We start from the raw sequence: 26,046 nt of genomic DNA on the forward strand, positions 1-26,046 counted from the left end.
AACGGGACACCGGCGCCGCGAAGGGTCGATGAGATAGCTTTCCAACAGTGGAAAACGCTGGAGTGTCCGTCGGCGGGGCACGGCGGCCCGGTCGCGACGATGCCCTGCCCGCGGACGGCACGCCCGCCGAAGGCGCGCCCGCCGAGGGCGCCGGGGCCGCGGCGTCCTTCCGCGGGCGCCTGCTGGCGGGCCTGGCCGACTCGATCCGCGAGCGCGGCTACCGCGAGACCACCATCTCCGACATCGTCCGCCACGCCCGCACGTCCCGGCGCACCTTCTACGAGGAGTTCCCGACCAAGGACGCCTGCTTCGTCGAGCTGCTCCAGGTGACGAACCGGATGCTGCGCCGGCGCGTCGCCGAGGCGATCGACCCCGCCGCGCCGTGGGAGACCCAGATCCGCCAGGGCGTCGAGGCGTACGTCGACATGGTCGCCTCCGAACCCGAGATCACGCTGAGCTGGATCCGCGAGCTGCAGGCGCTCGGCGCCAGCACCGCCCGGCGGATGCAGCGCGAGGCCGTCGACACGCTGTTCCGGCTGTTGCAGGACGTGACCGGGAACGCCGGGATGGTCCGCGCCGGGGCCCACCCGATCACCCGCCCGTTCGCCCTGATGCTGATCGGCGGGCTCCGCGAGCTCACCGCCACCCTGATGGAGGACGGAGCGGACGTCCGCGACATCACCGAGGTCGCCGTCGAGGCGACGATCGCGCTGTTCCGCCCGGTGCCGGAAAACCGCGGCGGAGCGCCGTCCGCGCGTTGCCTCGACGGTTTTCCGGATCCCCGGAACTGACCTTTCGGCTTCCGGCCGCGGCACCGCCGAATTTCCCTTCTCCGGCACGGTATGCGGGCGTACCGCACCGTGGTACCGTCCCGTACCACACCACCTCCGTGTCCGTCGGCACGCGAGGCCGCCATGCCGAGAGCATCGTCCAGAAGAGCGCGCGATGACCGACATTGACGAGGACGACTTCACCGATCACGCCGTCCACCTGGAATACACATGGCGGACCTGGCGGTACATGCTCACCAGCGCCACCGCGCCGGCCCTGCTGTGCGTGAGCGCGAACGGCATCCTGCGGCTCGGCAGCTTCGTCGACTGCTCCGCCGCGGAGCGGGTGTTCTGGGACGTGGTCACGCTGGCCATCCAGGACGCCGGCGACCACCTCGCGGACATGCGCGTCAACAGCACCCGGGCCGCCGTCGTCCTGGAGGGCCCGCCGGACGGCCGCGCGCACCTCGCGGTCCGGTCGGCCTCCGGATTCAACCTCGCGCACTGCTACGACACCTCCTACGACGCGCTCGACGCGTGGGCGCAGATGGCGAGCGAACTGGCGCTCGGCCCGTGCGGATGACCCGCACCGGACCGCGTTTCCCGGAAATCGGAGCGAGAACGGCGGCGGGCCGCCGAATCCCGCCGCCCGGCGCCGGAGCCCTTTGAATTCGCCGCGCCGAATGAACGATCTTCGGAACGCGCGGTTCAGCGCGCCGGATCGCCGTTTCCCGACGGCCCGCGCCCCGCGGACACCAGCCCGGTCTCGTAGGCGAGCACGACGGCCTGCACCCGGTCGCGCAGCCCCAGCTTCGACAGGATGCGCGCCACGTGCGTCTTGACCGTCGCGGCGCTGAGCGTGAGGCGGTCGGCGAGCTCGGCGTTCGACAGCCCGGTGGCGAGCAGCCCGAGCACCTCCAGCTCCCGGGGCGTCAGCCGGGACAGGTCGCGGTGCACGGGCCGCGTCCCGCCGCCGGCCTCGTCGCGCGGCGCGAAGCGCTCGATGAGCCGGCGGGTGATGGCGGGCGCGAGGAGCGCGTCCCCGGTCCGGACGAGCCGGACCGACGCGGTCAGCCGCTCGGGCGTCACGTCCTTGAGCAGGAACCCGCTGGCGCCCGCGGTGAGCGCCGCGTAGACGTAGTGGTCCAGGTCGTAGGTGGTGAGGATGAGCACGCGGGCGCCGCCGCCGGCCGCGGTGATCTCCCGGGTCGCCTCGATGCCGTTCATCTCCGGCATCCGGACGTCCATCAGCACGACGTCGGGGCGGGTGCGGCGGACGGCGGCGATCGCCTCGAAGCCGTCCGCGGCCTCGGCGACCACGTCGATGCCGTCGGCGGCGAGGATCATCCGGAAGCCGGTGCGGACGAGCGCCTGGTCGTCGGCGATCACCACCCGCAGGGCCGGGCCGTCCTCCGCCGTCACGGCGTCCTCCAGGGGATCGTCGCGGTGACGCGGAACCCGCCGGCGAGGGTGCGGCCGGACTCCAGCGTCCCGCCGTAGACCGCGAGCCGCTCGCGCAGGTTGATCAGGCCGCGGCCGGTGCCGGTCCGCGCGCCCGGCGGGCCGCCCGTGCCGCCGCCGGGCGCGCCGCCGGTGTCGGTGACCTCGACCCGCAGGTCGTCCCCGTCGCACCGGACCGCCACCGCGGCGGACGCGCCCGACGCGTGCTTCATCGTGTTGGTCAGCGCCTCCTGGACGACCCGGTAGGCGGTGAGGTCGACGCCGGGCGGCAGCGGTCCCGGCGGCGGGTCGAGGTCGGCGGTGACGTGCAGGCCGGTGGCGCGGACCCGGTCGATGAGCGGGGCGAGCCGGTCCAGGCCCGGCTGCGGCACCGGCACGCCGCCGTCCGCCTCCCCGTCGCCGTCCCCGGAGGGCGCCAGCAGGCCCATGACGTGCCGCAGCTCCGCCATCGCGGCCCGCCCGCTCGCCTCCACGTCCAGCATCGCCTTCTTCGACAGCTCGGGGTCGGCGTCCACCACCTTGCGGGCGGCGCCCGTCTGGATCACCATGACGCTCACGTTGTGGGTCACCACGTCGTGCAGCTCCGCCGCGATCCGGGCGCGCTCCACCTCGATCGCGCGGCGCGTCGTCTCCCGCTGCTCCCGCTCGATCTCGGCGAGCCGTCCCCGCCAGGACCGCACCGCCATGGCGAGCACGCCGGCCGCGAGCAGCACGAAGAACGGCGCGGACCAGTTCGGCAGGGAGGCTGCGGTGCCCCGGTAGACGAAGCCGGCGAGGACGGCCGCGGCGCCCAGGCTCGCGACGGCCTGCACGCGGTAGCGGCTGTGGGCGATCGCGCCGAACCCGGCGATCAGGCAGGCCAGCACCGTCACCCAGGTCATCCCGTAGCGCAGCGCCCACGCCGCCACCAGCACCACCCAGAACGCGGCGAGCGGGTGCCGGCGCCGGAACGCGAGGGGCAGGGTCGTGAGGACGGTCAGGGTCCAGGACGGGTGGACGGGCGCCGGGTGCTCCCCGAACCCGGGCGGCGGGACGGGGGCGACGGGCGCGATCGGCCCGCCGAAGTCCGCCCTCTCGGGCTCGTCCCCGCCGCCCGTGTTCGCCACCACGAGCAGCGCCACGGCCGTCATGGCGAGGGCGAGCAGCGCGTCCGCGACGAAGGCCCGGCGCGGCGGGGGCTCCCCCGCCGGGTCGGGCCGGAGCAGGCCGCGCAGCCACCCGCTCCGTTCGCGCGCCGTTCCCACGTGCATGCCCCACATTGTGACCTTCTCCGCGCGAACCCGGTATCGGCTTCGCGGGCGGGACGGTCGGCCTCGCGGCGTACATCGCGAGGATGACGCCCGGCGGGATCGGCCGCACGGCGTACGGAATGTCGGTGCGGCGGCGGACGCCCCGGGCGCCCGGCCGCGCATAGCTTCACGTCGCTGACACCGGGCGGCCGCACGCCGCCCGCACGCGGAGGGCGGGAGCCTCATGGGACATGTGATCGAGCTGGACGGCGCGGCGAAGGCCTACGGCGGCGCGGGCGCGCCGGCGCTCGGGCCGGTGTCGCTGGACGTGGCGGAGGGCGAGGCGCTCGCGGTCGTCGGGCCGTCGGGCAGCGGGAAGTCCACGCTGCTGAACCTGGTCGCCGGGCTGGACCGGCCGACCGCCGGGACGGTGACGGTGGACGGGCGGCGCGTCGACCGGCTCGGCGAGGCGGCGCTCGCCCGGTTCCGGCGCGAGCGGATCGGGTTCGTGTTCCAGTTCTTCAACCTGCTCGACGACCTCACCGTCGCCGACAACGTCCGGCTGCCCGCCCAGCTCGCGGGGATGCCGCGCCGGAAGGCCGCGGACCGCGCCGCCGAGCTGCTGGAGATCCTCGGTGTGGCCGGGCACGCGGGCGCCTATCCGGGACGGCTGTCGGGCGGGGAGCGGCAGCGCGTCGCGGTGGCGCGCGCACTGGTGAACCGTCCGGCGCTGCTGCTCGCCGACGAGCCGACGGGCGCGCTGGACACCGCGTCCGGCCAGGAGGTGCGCGAGCTGCTCGCCGAGGTGCACCGGGGCGGGCAGACGATCGTGCTCGTCACCCATGACATGGCGCTGGCGCGGTCGCTCGCGAGCCGGACGGTCACGCTGGTCGACGGCGCGATCGCGGCCGACGAGCGGGCGGGGGCGGTCCGATGAGCGCGCCCTTCACCGGGTCGGCGCTCGGCCGGGTGGTGCGGTCGGGCGTCGGGCGGCGGCGCGTCCAGACGCTGGTGGTCGCGCTCGCCACGCTGATGTCGGTGGCGTCGGCGGTCGTCGCGGGCTCGCTGGTCGTCGCCTCGTCGGCGCCGTTCGACCACGCGTTCGCGCGGGACCGCGGCGCGCACCTGACCGCGCAGATCGACGCCGGGAAGGCCACGGCGGCGCAGGCGGCGGCGACGGCGCGGCTGCCCGGCGTCACGGCGAGCGCCGGGCCGTTCCCGGTCACGGTCGTCGCGCTCACGGCGCAGGGCGGGGGGCACCTGCCCGAGCTGACCGTGGCCGGGCGCTCCTCCCCCGCCGGCCCGGTGGACCGGCTGGAGATCACGGCGGGCCGGTGGCCGACCGCACCGGACGAGATCGTCATGCCGCCGCAGGGCCCGCCCGACGCGAGCCTCGGGGCGACGGTGACCGCGCCGGGCGGGCGGACCCTGAAGGTCGTCGGGCAGGCCCGCTCGGTCACCGGCTCGGCCGACGCGTGGACGACGCCGGCCGGGGCGGCCGCGCTCCGCTCGGCGAAGGCGCCCGCGACGGCGCAGATGCTGTACCGGTTCTCGGGGTCGCCCGGGAAGTCCGCGCTGGCCGCCGACCGCGCGAAGGTGGCGGCGGCCCTGCCGGCGGGCGCGCTCGCCGGTGCCCAGTCGTACCTGGACGCCAAGTACGTCGCCGACCGGCAGGCGGCCACGTTCGTGCCCTTCCTGATGGCGTTCGGCGCGCTCGGCCTGGGGATGGCGGTCATCGTCGTCGCCGGCGTGGTCGGCGGCATGGTCGGGGCGAACCTGCGCCGGATCGGGATACTGAAGGCCATCGGCTGCACGCCCGCGGAGGTCGTCCGCGCCTATGTCGCGCAGGCGCTCGTCCCGGCCGCCGCCGGCACCCTGCTGGGCGTGGTGCTCGGGAACCTGATCGCGTACCCGCTGCTCGGGGACGTCCAGCAGGTGTACGGGACGACCGGCCTCTCGGTCGCCTGGTGGGTGGACGCCGCCGTCGCGGCGGGCGCGCTGCTGGTCGTGGCGGCCGCCGCGCTCGTCCCGGCGCTGCGGGCGGGACGGCTGCGGACCGTCGAGGCGATCGCGGTCGGCCGCGCGCCGGGCACGGGGCGCGGCCGGCGGGCGCAGCGGATCGCCGGGCGGCTGCCGCTGCCGCGCGCGGTGACGCTCGGGTTCGCGACGCCGTTCGCGCGTCCCGTGCGGTCGGCGTCGATGCTCGCGGCCGTGCTGTTCGGGACCGCCGCCGCGACGTTCGCGATCGGCCTCGCGGTGTCGCTGAACGTCATCGGCGCGGCCCGCGACCCCGCCGCGAACGCCGCCGTCAGCGTGATGAGCGGAGGACCCGCCCCGCAGGGACCGGGACAGGGGCCCGGGCAGGCCCCGCCACCGGCGGCGCCCGGGCAGGGGCTGGGGCAGGGGCCGCCCTTGATGGACGGCGCGAAGGTGGGGGCCGCCATCTCCGCCCAGCCCGGCACGGCGTCGTTCTACGGAACGCGCACGGCGCAGGTGACCGTGACGGGCGTCGTGGGCGCGGTCCAGTTGCGGCTCTACCAGGACGACCTGCGGGCGGGCGCGTACGAGATCATCGCGGGGCACTGGATCACCGGGCCCGGCCAGGCCGTGGTGCCGACGCGCTTCCTCGACATGACCGGCCACCGCATCGGCGACACGATCACCGTGCTGGACCAGGGCACCGCGGTGCGCCTGCGGATCGTGGGCGAGGCGTTCGACCTCCAGAACGACGGGATGCGCGTGCACGCCGCCGCCTCCTCGTTCCCCGTGGCCGGGAAGCGGAACGCGGCCGAGGAGTACCTCGTCCGGCTGAAGCCGGGGGTCTCGACGGCGTCCTACCTGAGCGGGCTGAACCGCGCCCTCGAGCCGCTCGGCGCCCAGGCCGTGCCGACCGCCGACGACGTCAGCAGCGTGATCGTCGTCCTGGACTCGCTGGCGGCGCTGCTCACGCTGATGCTGGTCACCGTCGCGGGGCTCGGCGTGCTCAACGCGGTCGTCCTGGACACCCGGGAGCGCGTGCACGACCTGGGCGTCTGCAAGGCGATCGGGATGTCGCCGCGGCAGACCATCGCGATGGTGCTCGCCTCCGTCGCGGGCCTGGGCGCGGTCGGCGGGCTCGCGGGCCTGCCGGTGGGCGTCGCCCTGCACCACCTGGTGATGCCGCTGATGGGGGACGCGGCGGGCACCCGGCTGACCGCGCACATGGTCGCGGTCTACCACGTCCCGCTGCTGGTCCCGCTCGCGCTCGGCGGCATCGCCATCGCGGTCCTGGGCGCGCTGCTCCCGGCGGGCTGGGCCGCGAAGGCCCGCACCGCCACCGCCCTGCGCACCGAGTGATCCGCTGACATGCGGCGCGTCGTCGTCACGGGGCCGCTCGTGACGACGACTCGCCGCGAGCCGACGTCAGAGGGGCCGGGTGTCCAGGACTTCCCGGAGCCTCTCCTGGGCGCGGGCGGCTTGGCGGGCGCGGTAGGCGATCGGCATGTAGCGGACGCGTTCGGGCAGCAGCGGCGTGCTGCGGCCGATGACCTGCCCGACGGCGCGCAGCCGCCGCTCGTCGGCCTTGCTCCACGCCAGGCCGAGCTTGTCGCGGGCCGCCGGGGGAAGCGTGCCGACGCTGATGAAGCGCCCGAGCCGTCCGGTGGCCGCGACCAGCGGCGCGGCCACCGGACGCAGCGCGGCGGGCATGCCCGGCGGGAGCTTGTCCATCCGGTCGAGGACCTCCAGGGCGACCTTGTGCGGGACGAGGGTGTTCTCCACCATGTCGTCGAAGTACGCCCAGTACTCGTCGATCGTCTTCGGCATCATCCGCTCGGGCACCTGCAGGATGCGGCCGAGGTTCAGGAACTCGTCGAACACCTGCTGCTGCTCGTCCGCGCCCATCGGCTCGGGCGCGAAGTACTTGGACGCGGTGACGGCCGCGTAGAAGCCGGTGAGGTGCACCCACGCCCACGGCTCCGCCGACAGCGCGTGGTGGCTGCGGCCCCCCTCGTCCACCGCGCTGAGCGGCTTGTGCATCTCGCGGAGCCGCCGGCCCTCCTCGATCGCGGTCCGCCCGCCGTACACCCAGGTCTGCACGGACGCGAAGCTGCGCGCGGCGCGGCCGAGCGGGTCGCGGCGGAAGCTCGACAGCCGGTCGACGACGGTGCCGATCGCCGGGTGCATGGTCTGCAGGATGAACACGCTGTTGCCGGCGATGGCCGACGTGTAGAGCCCCATGGTGTCCCACAGGATCGAGCCGGGCTCGAACGGGACGGGCTCGGGGCGCGCGACGGCCCGTGCGGCGGGCGCGTTCTCGGTCATCGTCATGGTCTCGCCTCCCGATGGCGTCTCGGCTACAGTGAAACGCGAATAAGTAGTCGCTTACAAGTCGCGTCCGGGAAGGCCCCGCCGATGCCCCGCCCACCTGCCCTCTCACCGCGCCGGACGCCGCGCCAGGACCGGTCGCGGCACACGGTGGAACGGATCCTGGACGCCGCCACTCGCGTTCTGTCCGAGCGCGGGTACGACGGCGCGTCCACCAACCGCATCGCCCGCGCCGCCGGGATCGGCAACGGCTCGCTCTACCAGTACTTCCCGAACAAGGACGCCATCGTCATCACCGTCATCGACCGGTTCGCCGACCACCTCGCCGACCGGCTCGGCGCGCAGATCGAGTCGACCATGAACGAGTCGTGGCAGGAGGCGGGCCGCGCGCTGCTCGACGTGCAGATCGGGCTGTTCGAGGAGCACGCCGACCTGCTGCGCGTCATCGTCGAGCAGATCCCCCGGCTCGGCCCGTTCGACAAGCTCGCCGCGCTGCAGCGCAGGCTGACCGACCTCGTCCGCGTGTACCTGCTGGTCGACCGGGACGCGTTCCGCGACGACCTGGACGTGGACGCGGCGCTGTGGATCCTCGCCGAGACCGTCGGCACACTGTCGATCCGGTACGTGCTCGACCGGCCGCCGATCCCCCGCGAGCGCATGATCGACGAGCTGGCCGAGCTGGTGATCCGCTATATCCGCGGGTAGCGGCCGCGGACCGGCTCGCCCGGCCACAGCGGGCGGGTGAACGGCTCCGCCGCCACCAGCCCGGCCAGCAGCACCGGGCCGAGCGCCAGGCTGAACAGCACGTCGGTCAGCCAGTGCTCGTCGGCGGCGGTCAGCGCCGCCCCGGTCAGGATCCCGGTGACCAGCGCGAAGTCGCGCCTGCCGCGCACCGTCAGCCACCGGTCGAGGACCGGGAGAACGACGATCAGCAGCTCGATCCCGACCCAGATGAGCAGGAAGCCGTTCAGCGTGTGCCCCGACGGGTAGGCGTCGCCGTGCTTCCACAGCACGTCGGCTCCGCCGGCCGGGTACGTCCGCGGGATCACCGACTTCAGGCCCTCCTGGAGCAGCGACAGCAGGAGCACCACCACGATCGGCACCAGCACGGGACGCAGCGACCGCGCCCGGATCGCCCCGAGGATCGCCAGCGGGACGAGGACGAACCCCGCGATGACGCCCCGCTGCCCGAGCTGGGTGAACACGTGGACCACCGACATCCACCCGCCTTGGACGTGGGCGTCGCAGAACGTGTGGACCGTCATGTCGAGACGGCGGAGCGGGCCGTCCACGAGCACGTCCGCCGTGACGCCGGCCATCACCGCGACGGCCAGGACGTACCAGGCCCACGACCGTCGGCGCATACGGACGGTGTTCCCCGCTCACCTCTCGTGACGCATGGGGTACGGAGCCATAACCGGAACGGGCAGGCATGGGCGCCCGGCACATTTCCCGGGCGGCCCGGATCGGTTTGACTTCCGGATGGGCGCCCCTCCTTCCCGATCCCACCCCGTTCCACCGATCCGGGAGAGCCCCTCATGCATCGACGATCCCCCCGCGTCCTGCGGCGCCTCACGAGACGGCTCGCGTCGTCCGCCGCCTTCGCGCTCCTCGCCGCCGCGTCCGGCATGGCCGGCGTGGCCGGGCTGGCCGCCACCGCCGCGCCCGCTCACGCCGACGGCGGCACCTACCAGCAGGTCACCGGCTTCGGGTCCAATCCCGGGAACCTGCAGATGTACGAGTACGTGCCGGCCGGGCTGCCGTCCGGCGCCCCGCTCGTGGTGGCCCTGCACGGCTGCACGCAGAGCGCCGACGACTACTACGGCCATTCCGGCTGGCCCCAGTACGCCGACCTGTGGAAGTTCGCCGTGGTGTTCCCGCAGACCACCACGTCCAACAACATCCAGAAGTGCTTCCAGTGGTTCGATCCCGCGAAGGACGCGCGCGGCGGCACCGAGGCGGCGTCGATCGTCCAGATGGTGTCCGACGCGGAGCAGCGGCACGGCTCGGACCCGCACCGGGTGTTCGTGACCGGCCTGTCGGCTGGCGGCGGGATGACGGCGGACCTGCTCGCCGCCTACCCGGACGTGTTCGCCGGCGGCGCGGTCGACTCGGGCCTTCCCGCGCAGTGCGCGACCAGCCTCGTCGCCGCCACCGGCTGCCAGATGAACGACCAGAACCTGACGCCCGCGCAGTGGGGCGACAAGGTCCGGAACTCCTATCCCGGATACGCAGGCCCGTGGCCGCGCGTCGCCATCTGGCAGGGCACCGCCGACTACACCGTCTATCCGGTGAACGCCACGGAACTGCGCGACCAGTGGACGAACGTCTGGGGCATCTCGCAGACGCCGTCGAGCACGCAGAGCCTGCCGGGCGGCACGACGCAGAGCGTCTACAACGACGCGAACGGGAAGCCGGCCGTCCAGGTGTACTCCATCTCCGGGATGGGCCACGGCCTCGCCGTCGACCCGGGGTCGGGCGCCGACCAGTGCGGCAGCACGGGCGCGTACTTCCTCGACACCATCTGCTCCACGTCGTACACGGCGAGGTTCTGGGGCCTCGACGGCTCGACCGGGACCGACCCCGGGGACCCGGGCGATCCCGGTGACCCGGGCGGCGGGACGCCGCAGTGCTTCACCGCGACCAACTACGCGCAGGTGGTGGCCGGACGGGCGCACACCACCGGCGGCTACACGTACGCGAACGGCTCGAACCAGAACATGGGCCTCTACAACGTGTTCGTGACGCACACGCTGAAGGAGACGTCCGCGAACTACTACGTCATCGCCGATTCCGGCTGCTGACCCCTGGCCGCGCCGGGCCGCCCGCGGCGGGCGGCCCGGCCGTGCCGGTCACGGCGTGACGACGAGCTTCCCGCGCGTGTGGCCGCCCCGGCTCTCGTCGAAGGCGGCGCCGACCTCGTCGAGGGAGAACGTCCCGGCGATGTCGACGCGCAGCGCGCCGCGCTCGGCCATGGCGGCGAGGTCGGCGAGCTTCGCGCCGTCCGGGCGGACCCAGATCCAGTGGCCGCCGTGCTGCTCCACGCTGTTGTCGGCGACGGACACGTGCCGCCCGCCCTCGGCGAGGACGGCGAGCGTCGCGTCCAGCTGCCCGCCCACGAAGTCGGCGACCGCCGTGACGCCGTCCGGCGCGAGGTCGCGGACCCGCTCCACCAGCCCGTCCCCGTAGGAGACCGGTTCGGCGCCGAGCTCGCGCAGGTAGTCGTGGTTCGCCTCGGACGCGGTGCCGATGACGCGGGCGCCCCGGTCGACGCCGATCCGCACCGCGAGGCCCCCCACTCCCCCGGACGCCGCGTGCACCAGCAGCACGTCGCCCTCGCCGACCTCCAGCCGGTCGAGCGAGCGCTGCGCGGTCATCCCGGCGAGCGGCAGCCCGCCCGCCTCGTTCCAGCCGAGCGCGGCGGGCTTGCGCGCGCAGTGCACGGCCGGGACCGCGACGTACTGCGCGAACGTCCCGGCGTGCACGACGTTCTTGCGGGCGTAGGCCATGACCTCGTCGCCCGGCGCGAACTCCGGCGTGTCCGGCCCGAGCTCCCGGACGACCCCGGCGACGTCCCAGCCGGGGATCACCGGGAAGACCGCGTCCATCATCCCGTCGAGCCCGCCGGCCATCACCTTCCAGTCGACCGGGTTGACGCCCGCCGCCCGCACCTCGATCAGCACCTCGCTCGGGCCGAGCTTCGGGTCGGGGGCCTCGCCGGCGGTGAGGCGGGAGTTGTCGGAGGCATAGGAGTCATAGGTGACGGCACGCATGTCCCTCAACCTGCCTCCGGTCCCGCGCGCTAAACCCGCTGCGCGCTCGCCTCACCGGGCGCCTCACCGGACGCCTCACCGGACGGCTCGCCGGACGGCTCGCCGGACGGCGCCGCGGGGCGCACCCGCAGCGCGGGCGCCAGGGCGGCCGTCACCGCGACCGACGCCACCGCCATCAGCGCCATCCCCGTCGCGGGCGAGGTGAGCTGGGCGGCCCCGCCGGCGAGCGAGGCGCCGACGCCCTGCATGCCGAGCATCCCCGACGAGTGCAGGCCGAGCGCGTGACCGCTCAGGTCGTCCGGGGTCAGCTCCAGCAGCCGCTCCTGGAGCAGCAGGGTCGCGCAGTACCCGACGCTCGCCACGGTGATCGCGGCGACCGCGACGGGCAGCGGCGGGCGCAGGGCGAAGACCAGGTAGGGGGCGGCGAGCACCAGCCGCAACGGCGCGTCGAGGCGCCTGCGCCAGCCCGGCGGGACGAACCGTCCGGCCAGCGTGTCCCCGGCGAGCATCCCGGCCGCGCCGGCCGCGAACAGCAGCCCCGCGTGCCCCGGCGCGTACGGGACGAACAGCGACTCGCAGCCGACGATCAGCCCGTTCGGGACCCACAGCGCGAGGTAGACGGCCCGGCGCCGCGGCGACGACATCAGCCGGACGTTGTTGCGCCACGTCTCGCCCGCGGTCGCCCGCCCCGTGGCGCGCGGTCCGCGGGCGCTCAGCCCGAACCGCCCGGCCGCCGCCGCGGCGAGGTACAGCGCCGCCCCGGCCAGCAGCGTCCCGCGCGGCGACAGCGCGGTGACCATGACGCCCCCGGCCGCGAACCCCGCGATCTGCATCAGGCCGACCGACATGTTGAGCACCGACCGGCCGAGCACGTAGCCCTCCCGGTCGAGGATCTCGTTCAGCAGGCCGTACCGCACCCCGCCGCCGACCGCGCTCGCCGCCCCGAGCACCAGGACGATCGCGAACACGCCCCAGACGGGCAGCCCCGGGACGGCCTGGGCGGCGGTGCCGGCGGCGAACAGCAGCGACAGCCCGGCGAGCGCGGCGCGCGGCGGCAGCCGGTCGGCCGCCGACAGCAGCGCCAGCGCGCCCGCCAGCTGGGCGAGCGCCGGGCCGAACATCGCCAGCGACGACAGCAGCGGCGAGCCGGTCCGGGCGTAGACGAGCGTGCCGAGTGCGAGCCCGCTCACCGTCTGCGCCGCGACGTTGCCCGCCGACGCCAGGAACAGCGGCGCGAACTCGGGCGTGCGGAACAGTTCCCGGTAGGTGCGCATGATCGGAGTCTCCGGGGCGCTCCGCCACGCCGGTTACTCTTTCGCGGGGAGGCGAAACCATTGGGCTGGTGGGAGATCAACGCGGACACCCTCGCCGGGAGCCGGTTCGCCGTCTCGCCGCTCGCGGAGGCCACCGCCTGCCTGAAGGCGCTGCGCTGGGAGCGGGCGGCGAACCCGGCCGAGCGCGCCTGGCTGGACGCCCACCTGCCCGCCTACCGCGCCCGGACGGCCGCCGATCCGGTCACGGCGCTGCTCGTCCGGTCCATGTTCGCCCCCACGTGGAACGCCGACTTCGTCACGACCACCCCGGCCGGCGGGTCCGAGGCGTCCTTCGACGCGGAGCTGGAGCGGATGCGGTCCACGCCGCCCGACGTCGCCCGCGAGGACCTCGCCGTGGCGCTGGACGGCCGCCTCCCGCCCGCGCTCGACCGCGACGACCTGGCGGACCGGGCCGCCGACCTGATCGCGTGGGTGTGGACGGAGACGGTCCGGGCGGACTGGCCCCGGCGCCGCCGGATCTTCGAGGCCGACATCGTGGCCCGCGCCGCGCACCTGAGCCGGGGCGGCTGGGCCGCCGCGCTCGCCGACATGCGCCCGGGCCTGCGCTGGCTCGGCGAGAACCGGCTGCAGATCAACGCCCACGACAACCCGCCCCGCGCCCTGTCGGGGGAACGGCTGGTGTTCGTGCCGGTCACCGTCGGCGAGACCTGGTCGTCCTGGAACCGGGCGCGGTCCCGGTACGCCATCGTCTATCCGTGCTCGGGGGTGCTGGCCGGCGCGGGCGCCGCCCCGTCGCCGGGCGCGCTGGGGGCGCTGCTCGGCCCGGTGCGCGCGTCCGTCCTGCTCCTGCTGGACTCGCCGAAGAGCACCACGCAGCTGGTCGCGCTGACCGGCCGGGGCCTCGGCTCGGTCGGGCGGCATCTGAGGATCCTGCTGGACGCGCGGCTCGTCGAGCGGCGCCGCGCCGGGCGCTCGGTCCTGTACTACCGGACGGAGGCGGGCGAGGCCCTCGTCGCCGCCCAGCACGACGCAGCGCCCCAGCGCGGGACGGCGCCCCAGCGCGGCACGGCGGCCCGGCACGGGGCGGCGGCAGGGGTCAGCAGCGGGCCGTCGTCAGCTTGATCTTCCCGGCCCGGTCCCAGTTCACGCCGGCGATCGCGGTGCCCGCCGCGACGCAGGCGGCCTCGGCGCCGGACCGGTCGTCGACCCTGGCAGCGGCGCCGCCCGCCTGCTCGTTGACGACCGTTCCCCGGCCGCGCCAATTGCTCAGGCCGTAGGTGCCGTACCGGTAGAAGTCGAAGACGTGATATTTGCCGCCATAAGCGACGGTGGCGCACACATGACCGGGGCGGCATTTCGGAATATCGCCCGCATTCCCGTAATTCTTCGCCGGGACGGACGGGAAGGTGGCCGGGGCGGCCGGCGCGTCCCCCGGCGAGGCCGCACCCATGGACGCGGCCAGTGCCACGCCTGCGACCAGGGCGGCTCCGGCCCCACCTACCCCGCGCCGGACGGCCCCACGAGATACCTTCACGAATTTCCTGCCTTCACCCTCACGCGAGCCCGCGGGCCCAGCGGCGATTACCGCTCGTCACCAGCGATCGACATCGGTGACTATAAAGGCGTGCGAGATGGTCCGCAAAGGCACCGCAAGGCATTCGTCATGGCGCCAGAAATTCGACTCCGCTTTTCCCGGAAAAGAGATGTCCGTAACTGCGGGCGGCGGTCGGTCAGGTAGCCGCGGCGGCGCGGTCGAAGCGGCGGATCAGGTCGATCGCCGCGTCGATGACCTCCTGGGCCTCGTCCTCGTCCTCGCTGGTGGCGACCTCGCGTCCGGCCTCGCCGATGACGGTGGTGAGGACGGCGACGGTGAGGCGGTCCATGGGCTCCCCGCCGAGCGCGAGCAGCACGGCGTTCTGCCGGACCCAGTCGCGCCGGCGGGTGCGGCGCATCAGGTCGAAGCCGGGCGGGCCGTCGCCGTCCATGAACAGCCGGGCGAGGTCGCGGCGCTCCCACGAGCCGGCGAGGAACGCGCGGGCGCCCGCGATGAACAGCTCGACCGGGTCGTCGACGCCGGCGGCCTTGGCCTCGGCGACGCTCGCGGTCGCGGACCTCTCGTGCGCGCCCTCGTGCTCCTCCCACAGGGCGAGGAACAGCTCGGTCTTGCCGCCGAAGTGGTGGTAGAGGCTGCCCACGCTGGACCCGGCGCGCTCCACGACCTCGGAGATCGCGGCGTCGGCGAACCCGTGCGCGCAGAACACCTCGCGCGCGGCCTCGAGCATGGTGCGGCGCGTCTGCGCGGTGCGGCTCCATTCCCATCCGCCCCTGCCGCTCGGCTTGCGGGCCATCGGTCCCCCGTCCGGTGCGGCGGCCGCCGTCCGGCCGTCGTTGAAGCAGATTCTAGAAAGCGGGCGGGACGCCTTGACGCCGGGACCGCCCCGCGCGCAGCCTAGAACCGATTCCTAGAAACTGATTCTAGGATTGATCGGAGGACCGGTCCATGGACTTCTCGCTGAGCGCCGAGGAACGACAGATCCGCGACACCGTCCGCTCCTTCGTCGAGAAGGAGGTCATGCCGCTCGAACCCGAGGTGCTGCGCAACGAGCGGGCCGGGCGCCCGGGGCTCGACCCCCAGGTGCTGCGCGACCTGCGCGACAAGGCCCGCAGGTCGGGGTTCTGGGGCATCAACACGCCCGAGGAGTACGGCGGCGCCGCGCTCGGCCCGCTGATGTCGGCCATCGTCGCGATGGAGACGGGCCGGACGTTCGTCCCGTTCAGCTTCGGCGGTACCGCCGACAACATCCTGTACGCCTGCGACGAGGCGCAGAAGCGCGCCTACCTGATCCCGACGATCGAGGGCGAGCGGCGGTCCTGCTTCGCCATCACCGAGCCGGGCGCCGGATCGGACGCGCGGAGCATCCGCACCCGCGCCGTGCGCGACGGCGGCGACTGGGTCATCAACGGCGAGAAGACGTTCATCACCGGCGGCAACGAGGCCGACTTCGTCATGGTGTTCGCCGTCACCGACCCCGCTCTCGGCGCGGACGGCGGTGTGACCTGCTTCCTCGTCGACCGGGACATGGGCTGGAAGTCCGAGCCGATCCCGACCATGGGCGAGTGGGGACCGGCGTCGCTGGTGTTCGAGGACGTCCGGGTGCCGGGCGCCAACGTCCTCGGCGAGGTCGGCAAGGGCTTCGAGCTGGCGATGCGGTGGATCGGGCAGGGCCGCTACATGATCCCGGCGCGGGCGATCGGCGCGGCGGAGCGGATGCTGCAGATGGCGGTCGACTACGCCAAGGTCCGCGTGTCCATGGGCCATCCGATCGCCGACTACCAGGCGATCCAGTGGATGATCGCCGACTCCCAGGTGGAGGTCGAGGCGGCGAAGTGGCTGACGCTGTACGCGGCGTGGCGGGTGCGGGAGGGCCTCGACGCGCGGCACGCCTCGTCCATCGCCAAGCTGAACGGCGCGACGATGGCGAACCGCGTCGTGGACCGGGTGCTGCAGATCCACGGCGGCATGGGGTACACCAAGGAGCTGCCGATCGAGCGCTGGTACCGGGAGCTGCGGCTGCTGCGGATCTTCGAGGGCACCGACGAGATCCAGCGCCGGACCATCGCCCGCAACCTGCTCAAGGGCCACGCCCGCCTCGGCCTCGTCGGGGAGTGAGATGGGCTCCCGCGATCCGCGGGCGGGTGTCCGCGCGCTGTTCAACCCGGGCTCGATCGCGCTGGTCGGGGCGAGCGACAAGTCCGGCTGGTCGGCGAGCACGTTCGGGAACCTGCGGGCGCACGGGTTCGGCGGGCCGGTGCACCTGGTCAACCCGCGCGGCGGGCTCGTCCACGGCCATCCCGCGCACCCGAGCCTGGCGGAGCTGCCCGGTCCGGTCGACCTGGCGTACGTGATGGTGCCGACCCCCGCCGTGCTGCCGGTGCTGCGGGACGGCGCCGCGGCCGGGATCCGGAACTACGTCGTGCTGACCGCCGGGTTCGGCGAGGCGGGCGAGGACGGCGCGCGGCTGGAGGCGGAGGTCGTCGCGTTCGCGCGCGAGGCGGGGCTGACCGTCCTCGGCCCGAACGGCAACGGCTACATCAACGCGGCCGCCGGCATCACCCCCTACGGCCTGCCCGTCCCGCCGCCGCTGCTGCGCGGCCCCGTGGGCGTAGTGCTCCAGAGCGGCGCGCTGGCCAGTTCGGTGCTGGCGTTCGCGCAGGCCCGCAACATCGGGCTCAGCCTGCTCACCTCGATGGGCAACGAGTCGCTGGTCACGGTCCCCGACGTGATCGACTACCTGGTGGACGACCCGGCGACGACGGTCATCGCGCTGTTCCTGGAGTCGGTGCGGGACCCGGACGCGTTCGCGCGCGCGGCGCGGCGGGCCCTGGCGGCGGGCAAGCCGGTCGTCGCGCTGAAGATCGGGCGCAGCCGGCTGGCGTCGCGCACCGCGCGGGCCCACACCGGCGCGCTCGTCGGCGACGACGCCGTGGTCGGAGCGGCGCTCCGGCGGCTCGGCGTCGTGCGGGTCCGGTCGCTGGAGGACCTGATCGTCACCGCGGGGCTGCTCGCGTCCGCCGGGCCGCTGCCGGGGCCCCGGATCGGCGTGGTCACCCCGTCCGGCGGCGCGTCGGAGATCATCGCCGACCGGGCCGAGGACGAGGGCCTCGACCTGCCCGCGTTCGCGCCGGAGACGGCCGCCGCGCTCGCGGAGATCCTGCCGCCGTTCGCGACCGTGCAGAACCCCCTGGACGTCACCGGGTACGTGCTCGTCGACCGGACGCTCCTCGGCCGCGCGCTGGACGTCGTCGCCGCCGATCCCGGCATCGACGCGGTGATGCTGCTGACCGACCTGCCCCGGTTCGCTCCACCCGATCCGTCGGTGCCGATGGCGACCTTCGCGGCGCACGCCCGGCGGATCGCCGCGTCGCCGCGCCCGGTCGTCGTGGTCGGGAACACGCTCACCGACGTGTCGGAGTTCGGGCGCTCGGTGCAGGAGAGGACGGGGTTCCCGCACGTCGTCGGCGGGATCGAGCACGGCGTGCACGCGATCGGCGCGGCCGTCCGCTGGTCGGCCGCGCGGGAGCGCGCGCTCGAGCGGCGTCCTGCGGCCGGCGAGCGCGTCGCGGTGGACGGCGCGACCGGCGTGTGGGCCGAGCACCGCGCCGCCGCACTGCTCGCCGGCGCGGGGCTGCCCGTGGTGCCGTCCGAGCTCGTCGGCGGGGAGGACGCGGCGGTCGCGGCGGCGGACCGGTTCGGCTACCCGGTCGTCCTCAAGGCCGCGGCGGACGGCCTCGCGCACAAGAGCGACATCGGCGGCGTCCGCCTCGGGCTCGCCGGACCGGACGCCGTCCGCACCGCGTACCGGGAGGTGATGGCCGCGCTCTCCGGCCGCGACGGCGCCGGGGCGCTCGTCCAGCCGCAGCGGTCGGGCGGCGTGGAGCTGCTCGCCGGGATCGTCCGCGACCCGGCCTGGGGCCTCACCCTCGCGGTCGGCCTCGGCGGCGTGTGGGTTGAGGCGCTGCGCGACTCCGCGCTGCGCCTGCTGCCGGTGGACGCGCGGGACGTCCGCGAGGCGCTCGGCGAGCTGCGCGGCGCCGCCCTGCTCCGCGGCGCGCGGGGCATGGAGCCCGCCGACCTCGACGCCGTCGCCGGCGTCGTCGCCCGGGTCGCCGCGCTCGCCGCGTCGCTCGGCGACCGCCTCGAATCGCTGGAGATCAACCCGCTCCGCGTCGACGGCGCCGAGGTCGAGATCCTCGACGCCCTCGTCACCTGGGCCTGAGACGCGGATCTGCGGCGTGCCGCCCCGATGACGGCCGGCCGAGGGACGGCACGCCGCGGCTCAGTATCCCCCCGCGAGGGCGCCGGCGGCCCGCTCCTTCCCCGGCGCTCGGTCGACGGCTCAGCGATGGGAGGCCAGCACGAGGACGGCGGCGGACATGAACATGCCGCCGTTGCCGAGCACGACGCTGACCTCCGCGTCCGGGACCTGGGCGGCGGCCTCCTTGCGGAGCTGGCGGACGGCCTCCTGGATCGCGAACATCCCGTACATGCCGGTGTGGGTGTAGGACAGGCCGCCGCCGTTGGTGTTCAGCGGGAGGCGCCCGCCGGGCGAGGTGTGGCCTTCGGCGATGAACGCGCCCGCCTCGCCCCGCCCGACGAAACCCATGTCCTCCAGCCCGTAGATCGGCAGATGCGCGAACGCGTCGTAGATCATCAGATGGTCGACGTCGCCGTGCCCGATGCCCGCCTCGGCGAACGCGGCGCGGGACGCCCGGCGGAACGCGGCCGAGCTGGTCAGGTCGGCCATCTGCGAGATGACCGGCGACTCGGCGGACTCCCCCGCCCCCAGCAGATGGACGAGCGGGCGCCGGGTGCCGAGCGCGCGGGCATGGTCCTCGGACGTGACGACGAGCGCGCCGCCGCCGTCGGTCACCAGGCAGCACTCCAGCAGATGGAACGGGTAGGCGACCATCCGGGACGCGAGGACGTCCTCGACGGTGATCGGGTCGCGGTACATCGCGCGCGGGTTGAGGTTCGCCCAGCGGCGCTGCGCGACGGGCACCTCGGCGAGCTGCTCGTGGGTGAGGCCGGTCTCCTTCATGTACCGCAGCGCGGTGAGGGTGAAGGCGCTCGTCGGGCCGAACACGCCGTACGGGGCCTCGAACTGGCCGCTCAGGGAGTCGGGCGTGCGGGCGTAGCGGGGCGCGCCGACGCGCGAGCGGCCCGACTCGCCGTGCGTGACGAGGACGGTGCGGCACATCCCGGCGCGGATCGCGGCCGCGGCGTGCCGGACGTGGAACAGGAACGACGAGCCGCCGACCTGCGTGCCGTCCAGCCAGGCGGGCTCGATCCCGAGCGAGTGCGCGATCTCCACCGGGCCGGGGGTGCCGACGGCGGCGACGCCGTCGATGTCGTCCTTGGTGAGCCCGGCGTCGGCGAGGGCGTTGCGGGCGGCCTCCAGGTGCAGCTGCCGGGTGGACCGGTCGGGCAGCCGGCCGATCCCGTCGGTCTCCGCGGCCCCGGCGATGACGATGTTCACCGGGCCGTTCACCGGGCCTCCGCGGGGGCGAAGAGCGGGAGGCACACGTCGCCGCGCTGCTCGAAGACGACCCGGAGCGGCAGGTCGAGGGGCAGGTGCTCGGGGTCGGCGGGGACGCCGACGAGGTTGCTCATCATCCGGACGCCCTCCTCGAGTTCCACGATGGCGATGACGTAGGGCGCCTCGTCCTCGAAGCCGGGCGCCGGGCGATGGTTGATCACGTACGAGTGGAGGGTGGCGCGCCCGGTGGCGGTCACCCAGGCGACGTCGCCGGACCCGCAGTGCGGGCAGGCGGGGCGGGGATAGAAGAAGTGCCGGCCGCAGCCGCGGCAGCGCTGGACGCGCAGCTCCCCGGCGGCGGTGCCGTCCCAGAACGGCCGGGTGTCGGGGGTGGGCCGCGGGACGGCCTTGGCCGGTGCGGGCCTGGAGGCGGTGGACATCGCCCTCCTCGGAATAGTTCTAGATCGAGATTCTAGAACTTAGCTCTGGAAAATTTAAGGACCCGAACCTAGAGTTCGCTTCAAGAACCACCGGGCCCGAAAGCCCCCCGCCGGGACAACCGGAAAGAGGTGCCATGACCACCCTCGATCACCCGGCCGCCCCCGAGTCCAGAGCCGCGATCGACCGCCTCTGGAAGCGCGACCTCGACCGCTACCCCGACACCGGCCCCCGCGTGTGGTACCTCGCGGTGGTCGTCCTCGCCACGATCGTCCTCTACTGCGAGCAGTACGTGACCGGCGGCGTGGCGCCGCTGGTGCTCGCCCACTTCGAGATGTCGTTCCTCTTCTACGTGAACGCGCTGGTCGTCGGGGGTCTGCTCGGCGCGTTCGGTGCCCTCGCCGCCGGGCTGTGCGACAAATGGGGGCGCGCCAACCTGGTCGCCTACGGGCTCGGCGTCACGGGGGTGCTGACGCTGCTGCTCCCCTCGATGCCGAACAAGTGGGCGTTCGTCGTCCTGCTGACGGTCATCGGGATGGTCGAGGGCGTGATCCTGGTGGCCACGCCCGCCCTGGTCCGGGACTTCTCCCCGCAGCTCGGCCGCGCGTCCGCGATGGGCTTCTGGACGCTCGGCCCGGTCGTGGCGAGCCTCGTCGTCAGCTTCGTCGCGAACCGGACGCTGGAGCGGTTCGACAACAGCTGGGCCAGCCAGTACTACATCATGGGCGCCTTCGGGCTCGTCGTGTTCGCGATCGCGCTCGGCGGCCTGCGGGAGCTGAACCCGGGCCTGCGCAGCCAGGTCATGGTCAGCGCCGAGGACCGCGCGAAGGTGGAGGCGCGCGCGGCGCAGGCCGAGGCGAGCGCAGACCTCGGCCGGCCGTGGGCGCAGATGCTCAAGCTCGACATCCTCGCCCCGGCGATCGGTGTCTCGATCTTCCTGATCATCTACTACACCGCGGTCGGGTTCTTCACCATCTACCTGACCACCACGTTCGGGTTCACCACGTCCCGCGCCAACGGCATCAACACCTGGTACTGGGCGATGGACGCGATCGCGCTGGTGGTCGTCGGGCTCGTGTCCGACCGGCTGCGGGTGCGCAAGCCGTTCATGGCCGGCGGGACCGTCCTCGCGGTCGTCATGACGTACGTGTTCCTGACCCGCGCCACCCATCCGCACACGAGCTTCGCGGCGCTCGCGACCATCGTCAGCCTGCTGGCGGTCGGCCTCGCGATCGCGTACGCGCCGTGGATGGCCGCGTTCACCGAGACGATCGAGCGGCGCAACCCGGCGCTGATGGCGCACGGGCTGGCCGTCTGGGGCTGGACGACCCGGATCGCGGTCGCCGGCTCGGTGTTCGCGCTCCAGTACGTGGTGAGCAGCGCGAACACCCTGGTCAGCGCCCCCGAGAAGCTCGCGGAGGCGAAGGCGGCGCAGCAGGCGGGCCACGCGCCGCCGGCGGGGCTGCTGCACCAGCTCGCCGACATCAAGCAGGCGGCGGCGGACGCCCCGCACCAGTGGCAGCACTGGTGGTGGGTGTGCATCGCCGCCCAGGTGCTGTTCTTCGCGCTGATGCTGCCGCTCGCCGGGCGGTGGAGCCCGCGCGCCGCGAAGGCCGACCTGGAGGCGGCCGAAGCCGGGAAGTAGGAGGTGCCGCGCGGCCGTCCCGCGGGCCCTCGGCCTGCGGGGCGGCCGTCAGTGGTGCGCGTGGGCGCGGGCCCACAGGGCCGTCCAGCCGCCCGCGCCGAGCCAGGACGCGGGGACGCGCAGTCCCCGCCCGGCCACCGCGTCCCAGAAGGAGCCGGTGTCGGCGCCGAGCTCGGCGGCGTCGGGCAGCGCGCGCCGCCACGGGCCGTCCTCGTCCTTGAGGGTGGTCGCCGGGTAGCCGGGCACGTGGACCTTGCGCGGCGGGACGACGCCCGCGAGCGGGATCTCCGGCGCGGCGCAGGTCACCAGGACGGTCAGCGCGCACAGCAGCGGCTCGGTCGTCCGGTGCCCAACCGCGCGGGCGACGACCGGGTCGTCCCGCACCGCCAGCCGCCCGATCGCCGCGCGGACGCGCCGCCCGACGAGGTCGAGCGCGTACGGGCCGGCGATCGCGGGCCCCGCGACGAGCCTGCGCAGCGTCTTCGGCAGCGGCGGCTCGCCGAGCAGCAGCGGAAGCCGGTCGTAGCGCTCGCGGAGCACCGGGTCCAGGCCGCCGAGCGCGGCGGCGAGCGGCCGCGCCCCCGTCGCCTCCCACAGCCGGACGAGAGGGACGGCCCGGGTGTCGAGCGCGCGGCGGACCGCGGCGGTGAGCTGCGCGGACCCGAGCCGGCGCAGCCTGGTGAGCGCCGCGTCCGGCGGGGTCGCGGCGAGCGCGGCGAACACCTCCAGGACCGCGGCGCCGGACGCGTCCCACTCCGCGCGGGCGAGGTCGCCGAGCACCGGCCCCACCTCCTCGACCAGGCGCGGTGCGGCGCGCCGCCGCGCCGGCCGGGCGGGCGGGACCTCCTCCGTTACCGGCGCCTCGGGCGGGCGGGTGCCGGGAAGGGCGTCCACCCACGCGCGGAACGCGCGGTCCAGCTCCTCGCCGGGCGCCTCGTTGAACCGCGCCGCGATCTCCGAGACCCGCCAGCCGCGCGACTGCGGCCGCAGCGGGCTGATCTCCGCGTTGGCGACGAGGACGCCCTTGCCGTCGTAGAGGCCGAGCAGGGCGACGCGTCCGTCGCGGGCGTCGTCGATGTACGCGGGCCCGGCGATGCAGTTGCCCATGTAGTCCGACCACTCGGCCAGGTCGCGCGCGCTGCGGGCCACCCGCACCCGGACGGCCGCGCCGGGCACGGCCGCCCCGTCGGCGGCGGCCACGGGCGGCGGCACCTGGAACCCGCCGGTCAGCGCCGCGCTGATCGCCGTTCCGGCGGCCAGCCCCTCGGTGAACGCGGTCCAGGTGCGCGCGCCCTTCGGCGGGACGCCGCCGAGTTCGACGAGCTGCGCGGCGCCGGACACGGCGAGCGTCACCGAGCCGAGCCGGGGCGTGAGCGGCTCGGGGTCCTCCGGCGGCGGGTCGTGGTCGAACCAGGGGGCGCCGGTGCCGTCCACCGAGCGCGCCGCGTCGTGCCCGTGCAGCTGGGCGAGCGCGTCGATCAGGTCGACGTACCAGAGCAGGTCGCCGGCGAGCTCCTCGCGGTCGCGCAGCGGTTCGCGGTCGCCGAGGAGCGGGCCGGTCCACGGCGGGATGCCGTCCCAACCGGCTGGCGGGCGCGCGGCGCCGTACCCGGCCGCGTCGCGCCAGGCCCCCAGGCCGGTCGCCCCCCAGTCACGGAGCACGTCGCCGCGCTGCCCGATCATCCGCTCCATCACCGTCTCGACGGTCTCGATGACGAGGAGGGCGAACTCCCGCGCGCGCGTCAGCCTCGGCTTGACGAAGCCGACGAGCCGCGCGTCGACCGGTCCCCCGGCGGACAGCCTGCGGTGGATCTCGCCGGCGTGGACGGTGGGCCGGGAGGGCAGCCCGCCGTCGCGGCGGCGGCCGTCGCCCCACGCGGGGCACTGCTCGACGACGGCGGCGATGAGGGGCGCGGAGCGCGCCAGGCCCTCCTCGTAGCCGTGGTCGGCGACCGCGACGGCGGTCCGGAGCAGCGCGGTGGCGGCGATCGCGTCCTCGAACATCCGGACGAGCTGCTCGTGCCAGTAGCCGTCGGGCGGGATCCACCGCGCGGCGTCGGCGAGCGTGGGCTCGCCGACGCCCAGCGTCCGCGTCATCCAGCCGACGACCAGCTCGTCCTCGTGGCGGGCGCGGCGTTCGCGCAGGTCGGAGAGGCGGTCGCGGCGGCCCTGCGTGGCCATGCGGCGGGCGCGGCGGGCCGACCGGTCCCGCTGGTCGAGGACCAGCGACCACAGGTCGAGGAGCAGGTCGAGCCGGCGCGGGCGCGGCACCCCCTCGAACGCCCGGCCGAGGTATCCGGCGAGCACGGACGGCGCGCCCGGCACGGCGTCGTCGGGGCCGTCCAGGCCGAGGACGCGCTCCAGCTGCTCGGGCCCGAGCACGTCGCTCGCGGCGGACGCCAGATGCAGCGCGGCCCACCGCCCGTCCCCGGCCGCCTTCGCCGCCGCCGCGCCCACCCGCCGGGTGACCGACGGGCCGAACAGGGCGACGAGGAACCCGGCCCGGTCGCCCAGCCGTCCCGCGTTCTCCAGCCCGAGCGCCCGCAGCGCGGCGAGGACCGCGTCGCGCTGGTCGCCGCGCGCCCCGTCCAGCCGGGCCGACCGGAACCCGTCGCCGAGGTCGACGCCCGCGCCGGCGGCCGCCGGCCCGCCCGCGCCGACCAGCGCGGACAGCTCGGCGAGCGCGCGCCGGACGTCCTCGTCGGCGGCATCGGCGGGGCCCAGTGCGACGGCCGCGCCGGGCGGCGCGGACGGGCCGCCGGTGACCCGCTCCGGACCGGACGGACGGGCCGTCCACGCGGCCAGGTCCGTGGCCACCACACCACCCGCGAGCCGAACCTTCACGCCGGTGATTCTGCTCGTCCCGCCCCGTCCCGTCGACCCGGTTTCTGCCGGTTCGCCGCTTCGGGGTCAGGGGCGGTACGGGACGGCGAAGAGGGCGGCGAGGAGCGCGGCGCAGCGGGCCAGGTCGGCGGCCTCGATGCGCTCGTCGGCGGCGTGCGCGCCGCGCCCGCGCGGGCCGAGGCCGTCGAGCGTCGGAAGGCCGCGCGAGCCGGGCAGGTTCGCGTCGCCCGCGCCCGCCGCCGGGCGCCCCCGGACGGTCTGGCCGAGCGCGGCGCCCACCTCCGCCAGGTGGGCCAGCAGCGGGTTGGCGGGGTCGTCCGGCCAGGTCGGCCGGGACGTCAGCACCTCGGCCTCGACCTGCGCGCCGTCCCGGACCGGGCGGGCGCCGCGCAGCGCGTCCAGCATCCGGCGCTCGGATCCGGCGTCGGTAAAGCGGAGGCCGATCTCCGCCCAAGCGTCCCCGGCGATCACGTTGGCGCGGCGGCCGCCCTCGATCCGGCCGATGTTGCACAGGGTGGTGCCGTCGTCCGGGACGGCGGCGCGGACGGCGGCGAGCTGGTCGAGCAGCTCGTCGATCGCGGACACGCCGCGGCCCGGGTCGAGGGCGGCGTGCGCCTCGCGGCCGCGGACCCGCAGCGCGACGCGGGTACTGCCGCGCCGCGCGGACTTCAGCGCGCCGTCGGGATGCGGGGACTCCAGGCCGACGACCGCCGCCGCCCCGTCCATCTCGGCCTCGACGAGGTCGCGGCCGGTGGGGCTGCCGACCTCCTCGTCGGCGACGACGACCGCGCGGACGGGCGCGGGCACGGCGATCCCGGCGGCGTCGAGGGCCTGGAACGCCGTCTCCAGCGCGACGAGGCCGCCCTTCATGTCGAAGACGCCGGGGCCGGTGATGGTCGTGCCGTCGTCGGTGTAGGGCATGCCGTCGAGGCGCCCGACCGGCCAGACGGTGTCGTAGTGGCCGACGACGAGGAGGTGCCCGGGCCCCTCCGGCCCCCAGGAGGTGACCAGGTGGTCGCCGCTCGGCGAGGGCACCCGCCGCACCCGCCCCCCGGCGGCGGCCTGCCCGGCCTCGACCAGGTCGGCGCAGCGGGCCAGCGCCACGGCGTCGCCGCTGGGCGACTCGGCGAGCGCGTACTCGCGCAGGCGGGCCCGCGCGGCGTCCAGCAGGGCGGCGGCGGCCTCGGTGATGCGGGTCGCGTCGCCGGGGTCGAGCACGGGGCGGTCGAGCGCGGTCATGTCCCTCCAGGTGCTGGAAGATCATTGACGA

Annotated in this window: 22 protein-coding genes; 10 read left to right on the forward strand and 12 right to left on the reverse strand. The window is 75.1% G+C overall.

Annotation, left to right across the window (positions count from 1 at the left end; translation table 11 throughout):
- Nucleotides 1-47 precede the first annotated feature (47 nt).
- On the forward strand, nt 48-791 hold the full coding sequence (locus tag J4557_RS39430; protein ID WP_208271929.1) for a TetR/AcrR family transcriptional regulator: 744 nt from the start codon (nt 48-50) through the stop codon (nt 789-791).
- A 154-nt stretch (nt 792-945) separates the two neighbouring features.
- Entirely contained in the window at nt 946-1,353 is a 408-nt protein-coding gene (locus J4557_RS39435) for a hypothetical protein (RefSeq protein WP_208271930.1), read from the forward strand.
- Nucleotides 1,354-1,478: 125 nt separating this feature from the next.
- On the opposite strand, the gene J4557_RS39440 is transcribed toward J4557_RS39435, so the two are convergent.
- Nucleotides 1,479-2,192 (reverse strand): response regulator, encoded by a 714-nt coding sequence (locus J4557_RS39440; RefSeq protein ID WP_307800470.1) that lies wholly within the window; start codon nt 2,190-2,192, stop codon nt 1,479-1,481.
- Nucleotides 2,189-3,481: a sensor histidine kinase gene (locus tag J4557_RS39445; protein ID WP_243777079.1), complete on the reverse strand. Its 1,293-nt coding sequence runs from the start codon at nt 3,479-3,481 to the stop codon at nt 2,189-2,191. Before J4557_RS39445 ends, J4557_RS39440 begins: the two co-directional genes overlap by 4 nt.
- A gap of 223 nt (nt 3,482-3,704) precedes the next feature.
- Here J4557_RS39445 and J4557_RS39450 point away from each other — a divergent pair, with 223 nt between their 5' ends.
- Together J4557_RS39450 and J4557_RS39455 are read left to right on the forward strand one after the other, a co-directional pair.
- The gene (locus tag J4557_RS39450) at nt 3,705-4,397 is read left to right on the forward strand and encodes an ABC transporter ATP-binding protein (RefSeq protein ID WP_208271931.1); all 693 of its coding nucleotides are present in this window, start codon (nt 3,705-3,707) and stop codon (nt 4,395-4,397) included.
- Nucleotides 4,394-6,796: an FtsX-like permease family protein gene (locus tag J4557_RS39455; RefSeq protein WP_208271932.1), complete on the forward strand. Its 2,403-nt coding sequence runs from the start codon at nt 4,394-4,396 to the stop codon at nt 6,794-6,796. The genes J4557_RS39450 and J4557_RS39455 overlap by 4 nt, the downstream gene beginning before the upstream one ends.
- A gap of 66 nt (nt 6,797-6,862) precedes the next feature.
- On the opposite strand, the gene J4557_RS39460 is transcribed toward J4557_RS39455, so the two are convergent.
- Complete coding sequence (locus J4557_RS39460; protein WP_243777080.1) at nt 6,863-7,768, reverse strand: oxygenase MpaB family protein; 906 nt, start codon at nt 7,766-7,768, stop codon at nt 6,863-6,865.
- Nucleotides 7,769-7,852: 84 nt separating this feature from the next.
- Here J4557_RS39460 and J4557_RS39465 point away from each other — a divergent pair, with 84 nt between their 5' ends.
- Entirely contained in the window at nt 7,853-8,470 is a 618-nt protein-coding gene (locus J4557_RS39465) for a TetR/AcrR family transcriptional regulator (RefSeq protein ID WP_208271933.1), read from the forward strand.
- Here J4557_RS39465 and J4557_RS39470 read toward each other — a convergent pair.
- Nucleotides 8,455-9,129: a phosphatase PAP2 family protein gene (locus J4557_RS39470; RefSeq protein ID WP_208271934.1), complete on the reverse strand. Its 675-nt coding sequence runs from the start codon at nt 9,127-9,129 to the stop codon at nt 8,455-8,457. The two genes, J4557_RS39465 and J4557_RS39470, sit on opposite strands and share 16 nt — an antisense overlap.
- A gap of 174 nt (nt 9,130-9,303) precedes the next feature.
- On the opposite strand from J4557_RS39470, the gene J4557_RS39475 reads away from it, so the two are divergent.
- Nucleotides 9,304-10,569 carry an extracellular catalytic domain type 1 short-chain-length polyhydroxyalkanoate depolymerase gene (locus J4557_RS39475; RefSeq protein ID WP_208271935.1) on the forward strand — a complete coding sequence of 422 codons (1,266 nt, stop codon included), beginning with the start codon at nt 9,304-9,306 and terminating at the stop codon, nt 10,567-10,569.
- A 48-nt stretch (nt 10,570-10,617) separates the two neighbouring features.
- Here the strand turns inward: J4557_RS39475 and J4557_RS39480 are convergent, their stop codons facing one another.
- Complete coding sequence (locus J4557_RS39480) at nt 10,618-11,538, reverse strand: NADP-dependent oxidoreductase (protein WP_208271936.1); 921 nt, start codon at nt 11,536-11,538, stop codon at nt 10,618-10,620.
- 29 nt (nt 11,539-11,567) lie between these two features.
- Entirely contained in the window at nt 11,568-12,812 is a 1,245-nt protein-coding gene (locus J4557_RS39485; protein WP_208271937.1) for an MFS transporter, read from the reverse strand.
- A 60-nt stretch (nt 12,813-12,872) separates the two neighbouring features.
- On the opposite strand from J4557_RS39485, the gene J4557_RS39490 reads away from it, so the two are divergent.
- Nucleotides 12,873-13,934 (forward strand): winged helix-turn-helix domain-containing protein, encoded by a 1,062-nt coding sequence (locus J4557_RS39490; RefSeq protein ID WP_208271938.1) that lies wholly within the window; start codon nt 12,873-12,875, stop codon nt 13,932-13,934.
- On the opposite strand, the gene J4557_RS39495 is transcribed toward J4557_RS39490, so the two are convergent.
- Both J4557_RS39495 and J4557_RS39500 read right to left on the reverse strand, forming a co-directional pair.
- Nucleotides 13,909-14,280: a hypothetical protein gene (locus tag J4557_RS39495; RefSeq protein ID WP_208271939.1), complete on the reverse strand. Its 372-nt coding sequence runs from the start codon at nt 14,278-14,280 to the stop codon at nt 13,909-13,911. The genes J4557_RS39490 and J4557_RS39495 overlap by 26 nt on opposite strands.
- Before the next feature lie 262 nt (nt 14,281-14,542).
- The gene (locus J4557_RS39500; protein ID WP_208271940.1) at nt 14,543-15,160 is read right to left on the reverse strand and encodes a TetR/AcrR family transcriptional regulator; all 618 of its coding nucleotides are present in this window, start codon (nt 15,158-15,160) and stop codon (nt 14,543-14,545) included.
- A 152-nt stretch (nt 15,161-15,312) separates the two neighbouring features.
- Here J4557_RS39500 and J4557_RS39505 point away from each other — a divergent pair, with 152 nt between their 5' ends.
- Together J4557_RS39505 and J4557_RS39510 are read left to right on the forward strand one after the other, a co-directional pair.
- Nucleotides 15,313-16,482 carry an acyl-CoA dehydrogenase family protein gene (locus J4557_RS39505; RefSeq protein WP_208271941.1) on the forward strand — a complete coding sequence of 390 codons (1,170 nt, stop codon included), beginning with the start codon at nt 15,313-15,315 and terminating at the stop codon, nt 16,480-16,482.
- 1 nt (nt 16,483) lies between these two features.
- Nucleotides 16,484-18,589 carry an acetate--CoA ligase family protein gene (locus J4557_RS39510; protein ID WP_208271942.1) on the forward strand — a complete coding sequence of 702 codons (2,106 nt, stop codon included), beginning with the start codon at nt 16,484-16,486 and terminating at the stop codon, nt 18,587-18,589.
- A gap of 120 nt (nt 18,590-18,709) precedes the next feature.
- On the opposite strand, the gene J4557_RS39515 is transcribed toward J4557_RS39510, so the two are convergent.
- Both J4557_RS39515 and J4557_RS39520 read right to left on the reverse strand, forming a co-directional pair.
- Nucleotides 18,710-19,861 (reverse strand): thiolase C-terminal domain-containing protein, encoded by a 1,152-nt coding sequence (locus J4557_RS39515; protein WP_307800472.1) that lies wholly within the window; start codon nt 19,859-19,861, stop codon nt 18,710-18,712.
- Entirely contained in the window at nt 19,858-20,289 is a 432-nt protein-coding gene (locus J4557_RS39520; protein WP_208271943.1) for a Zn-ribbon domain-containing OB-fold protein, read from the reverse strand. The genes J4557_RS39515 and J4557_RS39520 overlap by 4 nt, the downstream gene beginning before the upstream one ends.
- Before the next feature lie 134 nt (nt 20,290-20,423).
- Between J4557_RS39520 and J4557_RS39525 the strand changes: the two genes are divergently transcribed.
- Nucleotides 20,424-21,932: an MFS transporter gene (locus J4557_RS39525; RefSeq protein ID WP_208271944.1), complete on the forward strand. Its 1,509-nt coding sequence runs from the start codon at nt 20,424-20,426 to the stop codon at nt 21,930-21,932.
- Between the two features lie 48 nt (nt 21,933-21,980).
- Here the strand turns inward: J4557_RS39525 and J4557_RS39530 are convergent, their stop codons facing one another.
- Together J4557_RS39530 and J4557_RS39535 are read right to left on the reverse strand one after the other, a co-directional pair.
- Entirely contained in the window at nt 21,981-24,776 is a 2,796-nt protein-coding gene (locus J4557_RS39530; protein WP_208271945.1) for a hypothetical protein, read from the reverse strand.
- 66 nt (nt 24,777-24,842) lie between these two features.
- Nucleotides 24,843-26,015 carry a M20/M25/M40 family metallo-hydrolase gene (locus tag J4557_RS39535; RefSeq protein ID WP_208271946.1) on the reverse strand — a complete coding sequence of 391 codons (1,173 nt, stop codon included), beginning with the start codon at nt 26,013-26,015 and terminating at the stop codon, nt 24,843-24,845.
- Nucleotides 26,016-26,046 lie beyond the last annotated feature (31 nt).

The sequence above is a fragment of the Actinomadura nitritigenes genome, from assembly GCF_017573545.1.
Taxonomy (GTDB): domain Bacteria; phylum Actinomycetota; class Actinomycetes; order Streptosporangiales; family Streptosporangiaceae; genus Spirillospora; species Spirillospora nitritigenes.

What these genes read in the sequence shown, in the direction of transcription:
- J4557_RS39520 (WP_208271943.1), bottom strand. Translation starts at nt 20,289, where the DNA reads ATGTCCACCGCCTCCAGGCCCGCACCGGCCAAGGCCGTCCCGCGGCCC.
- J4557_RS39535 (WP_208271946.1), bottom strand. Translation starts at nt 26,015, where the DNA reads ATGACCGCGCTCGACCGCCCCGTGCTCGACCCCGGCGACGCGACCCGC.
- J4557_RS39510 (WP_208271942.1), top strand. Translation starts at nt 16,484, where the DNA reads ATGGGCTCCCGCGATCCGCGGGCGGGTGTCCGCGCGCTGTTCAACCCG.
- J4557_RS39485 (WP_208271937.1), bottom strand. Translation starts at nt 12,812, where the DNA reads ATGCGCACCTACCGGGAACTGTTCCGCACGCCCGAGTTCGCGCCGCTG.
- J4557_RS39455 (WP_208271932.1), top strand. Translation starts at nt 4,394, where the DNA reads ATGAGCGCGCCCTTCACCGGGTCGGCGCTCGGCCGGGTGGTGCGGTCG.
- J4557_RS39435 (WP_208271930.1), top strand. Translation starts at nt 946, where the DNA reads ATGACCGACATTGACGAGGACGACTTCACCGATCACGCCGTCCACCTG.
- J4557_RS39460 (WP_243777080.1), bottom strand. Translation starts at nt 7,768, where the DNA reads ATGACGATGACCGAGAACGCGCCCGCCGCACGGGCCGTCGCGCGCCCC.
- J4557_RS39450 (WP_208271931.1), top strand. Translation starts at nt 3,705, where the DNA reads ATGGGACATGTGATCGAGCTGGACGGCGCGGCGAAGGCCTACGGCGGC.
- J4557_RS39445 (WP_243777079.1), bottom strand. Translation starts at nt 3,481, where the DNA reads ATGCACGTGGGAACGGCGCGCGAACGGAGCGGGTGGCTGCGCGGCCTG.
- J4557_RS39480 (WP_208271936.1), bottom strand. Translation starts at nt 11,538, where the DNA reads ATGCGTGCCGTCACCTATGACTCCTATGCCTCCGACAACTCCCGCCTC.
- J4557_RS39465 (WP_208271933.1), top strand. Translation starts at nt 7,853, where the DNA reads ATGCCCCGCCCACCTGCCCTCTCACCGCGCCGGACGCCGCGCCAGGAC.
- J4557_RS39470 (WP_208271934.1), bottom strand. Translation starts at nt 9,129, where the DNA reads ATGCGCCGACGGTCGTGGGCCTGGTACGTCCTGGCCGTCGCGGTGATG.
- J4557_RS39525 (WP_208271944.1), top strand. Translation starts at nt 20,424, where the DNA reads ATGACCACCCTCGATCACCCGGCCGCCCCCGAGTCCAGAGCCGCGATC.
- J4557_RS39505 (WP_208271941.1), top strand. Translation starts at nt 15,313, where the DNA reads ATGGACTTCTCGCTGAGCGCCGAGGAACGACAGATCCGCGACACCGTC.
- J4557_RS39475 (WP_208271935.1), top strand. Translation starts at nt 9,304, where the DNA reads ATGCATCGACGATCCCCCCGCGTCCTGCGGCGCCTCACGAGACGGCTC.
- J4557_RS39500 (WP_208271940.1), bottom strand. Translation starts at nt 15,160, where the DNA reads ATGGCCCGCAAGCCGAGCGGCAGGGGCGGATGGGAATGGAGCCGCACC.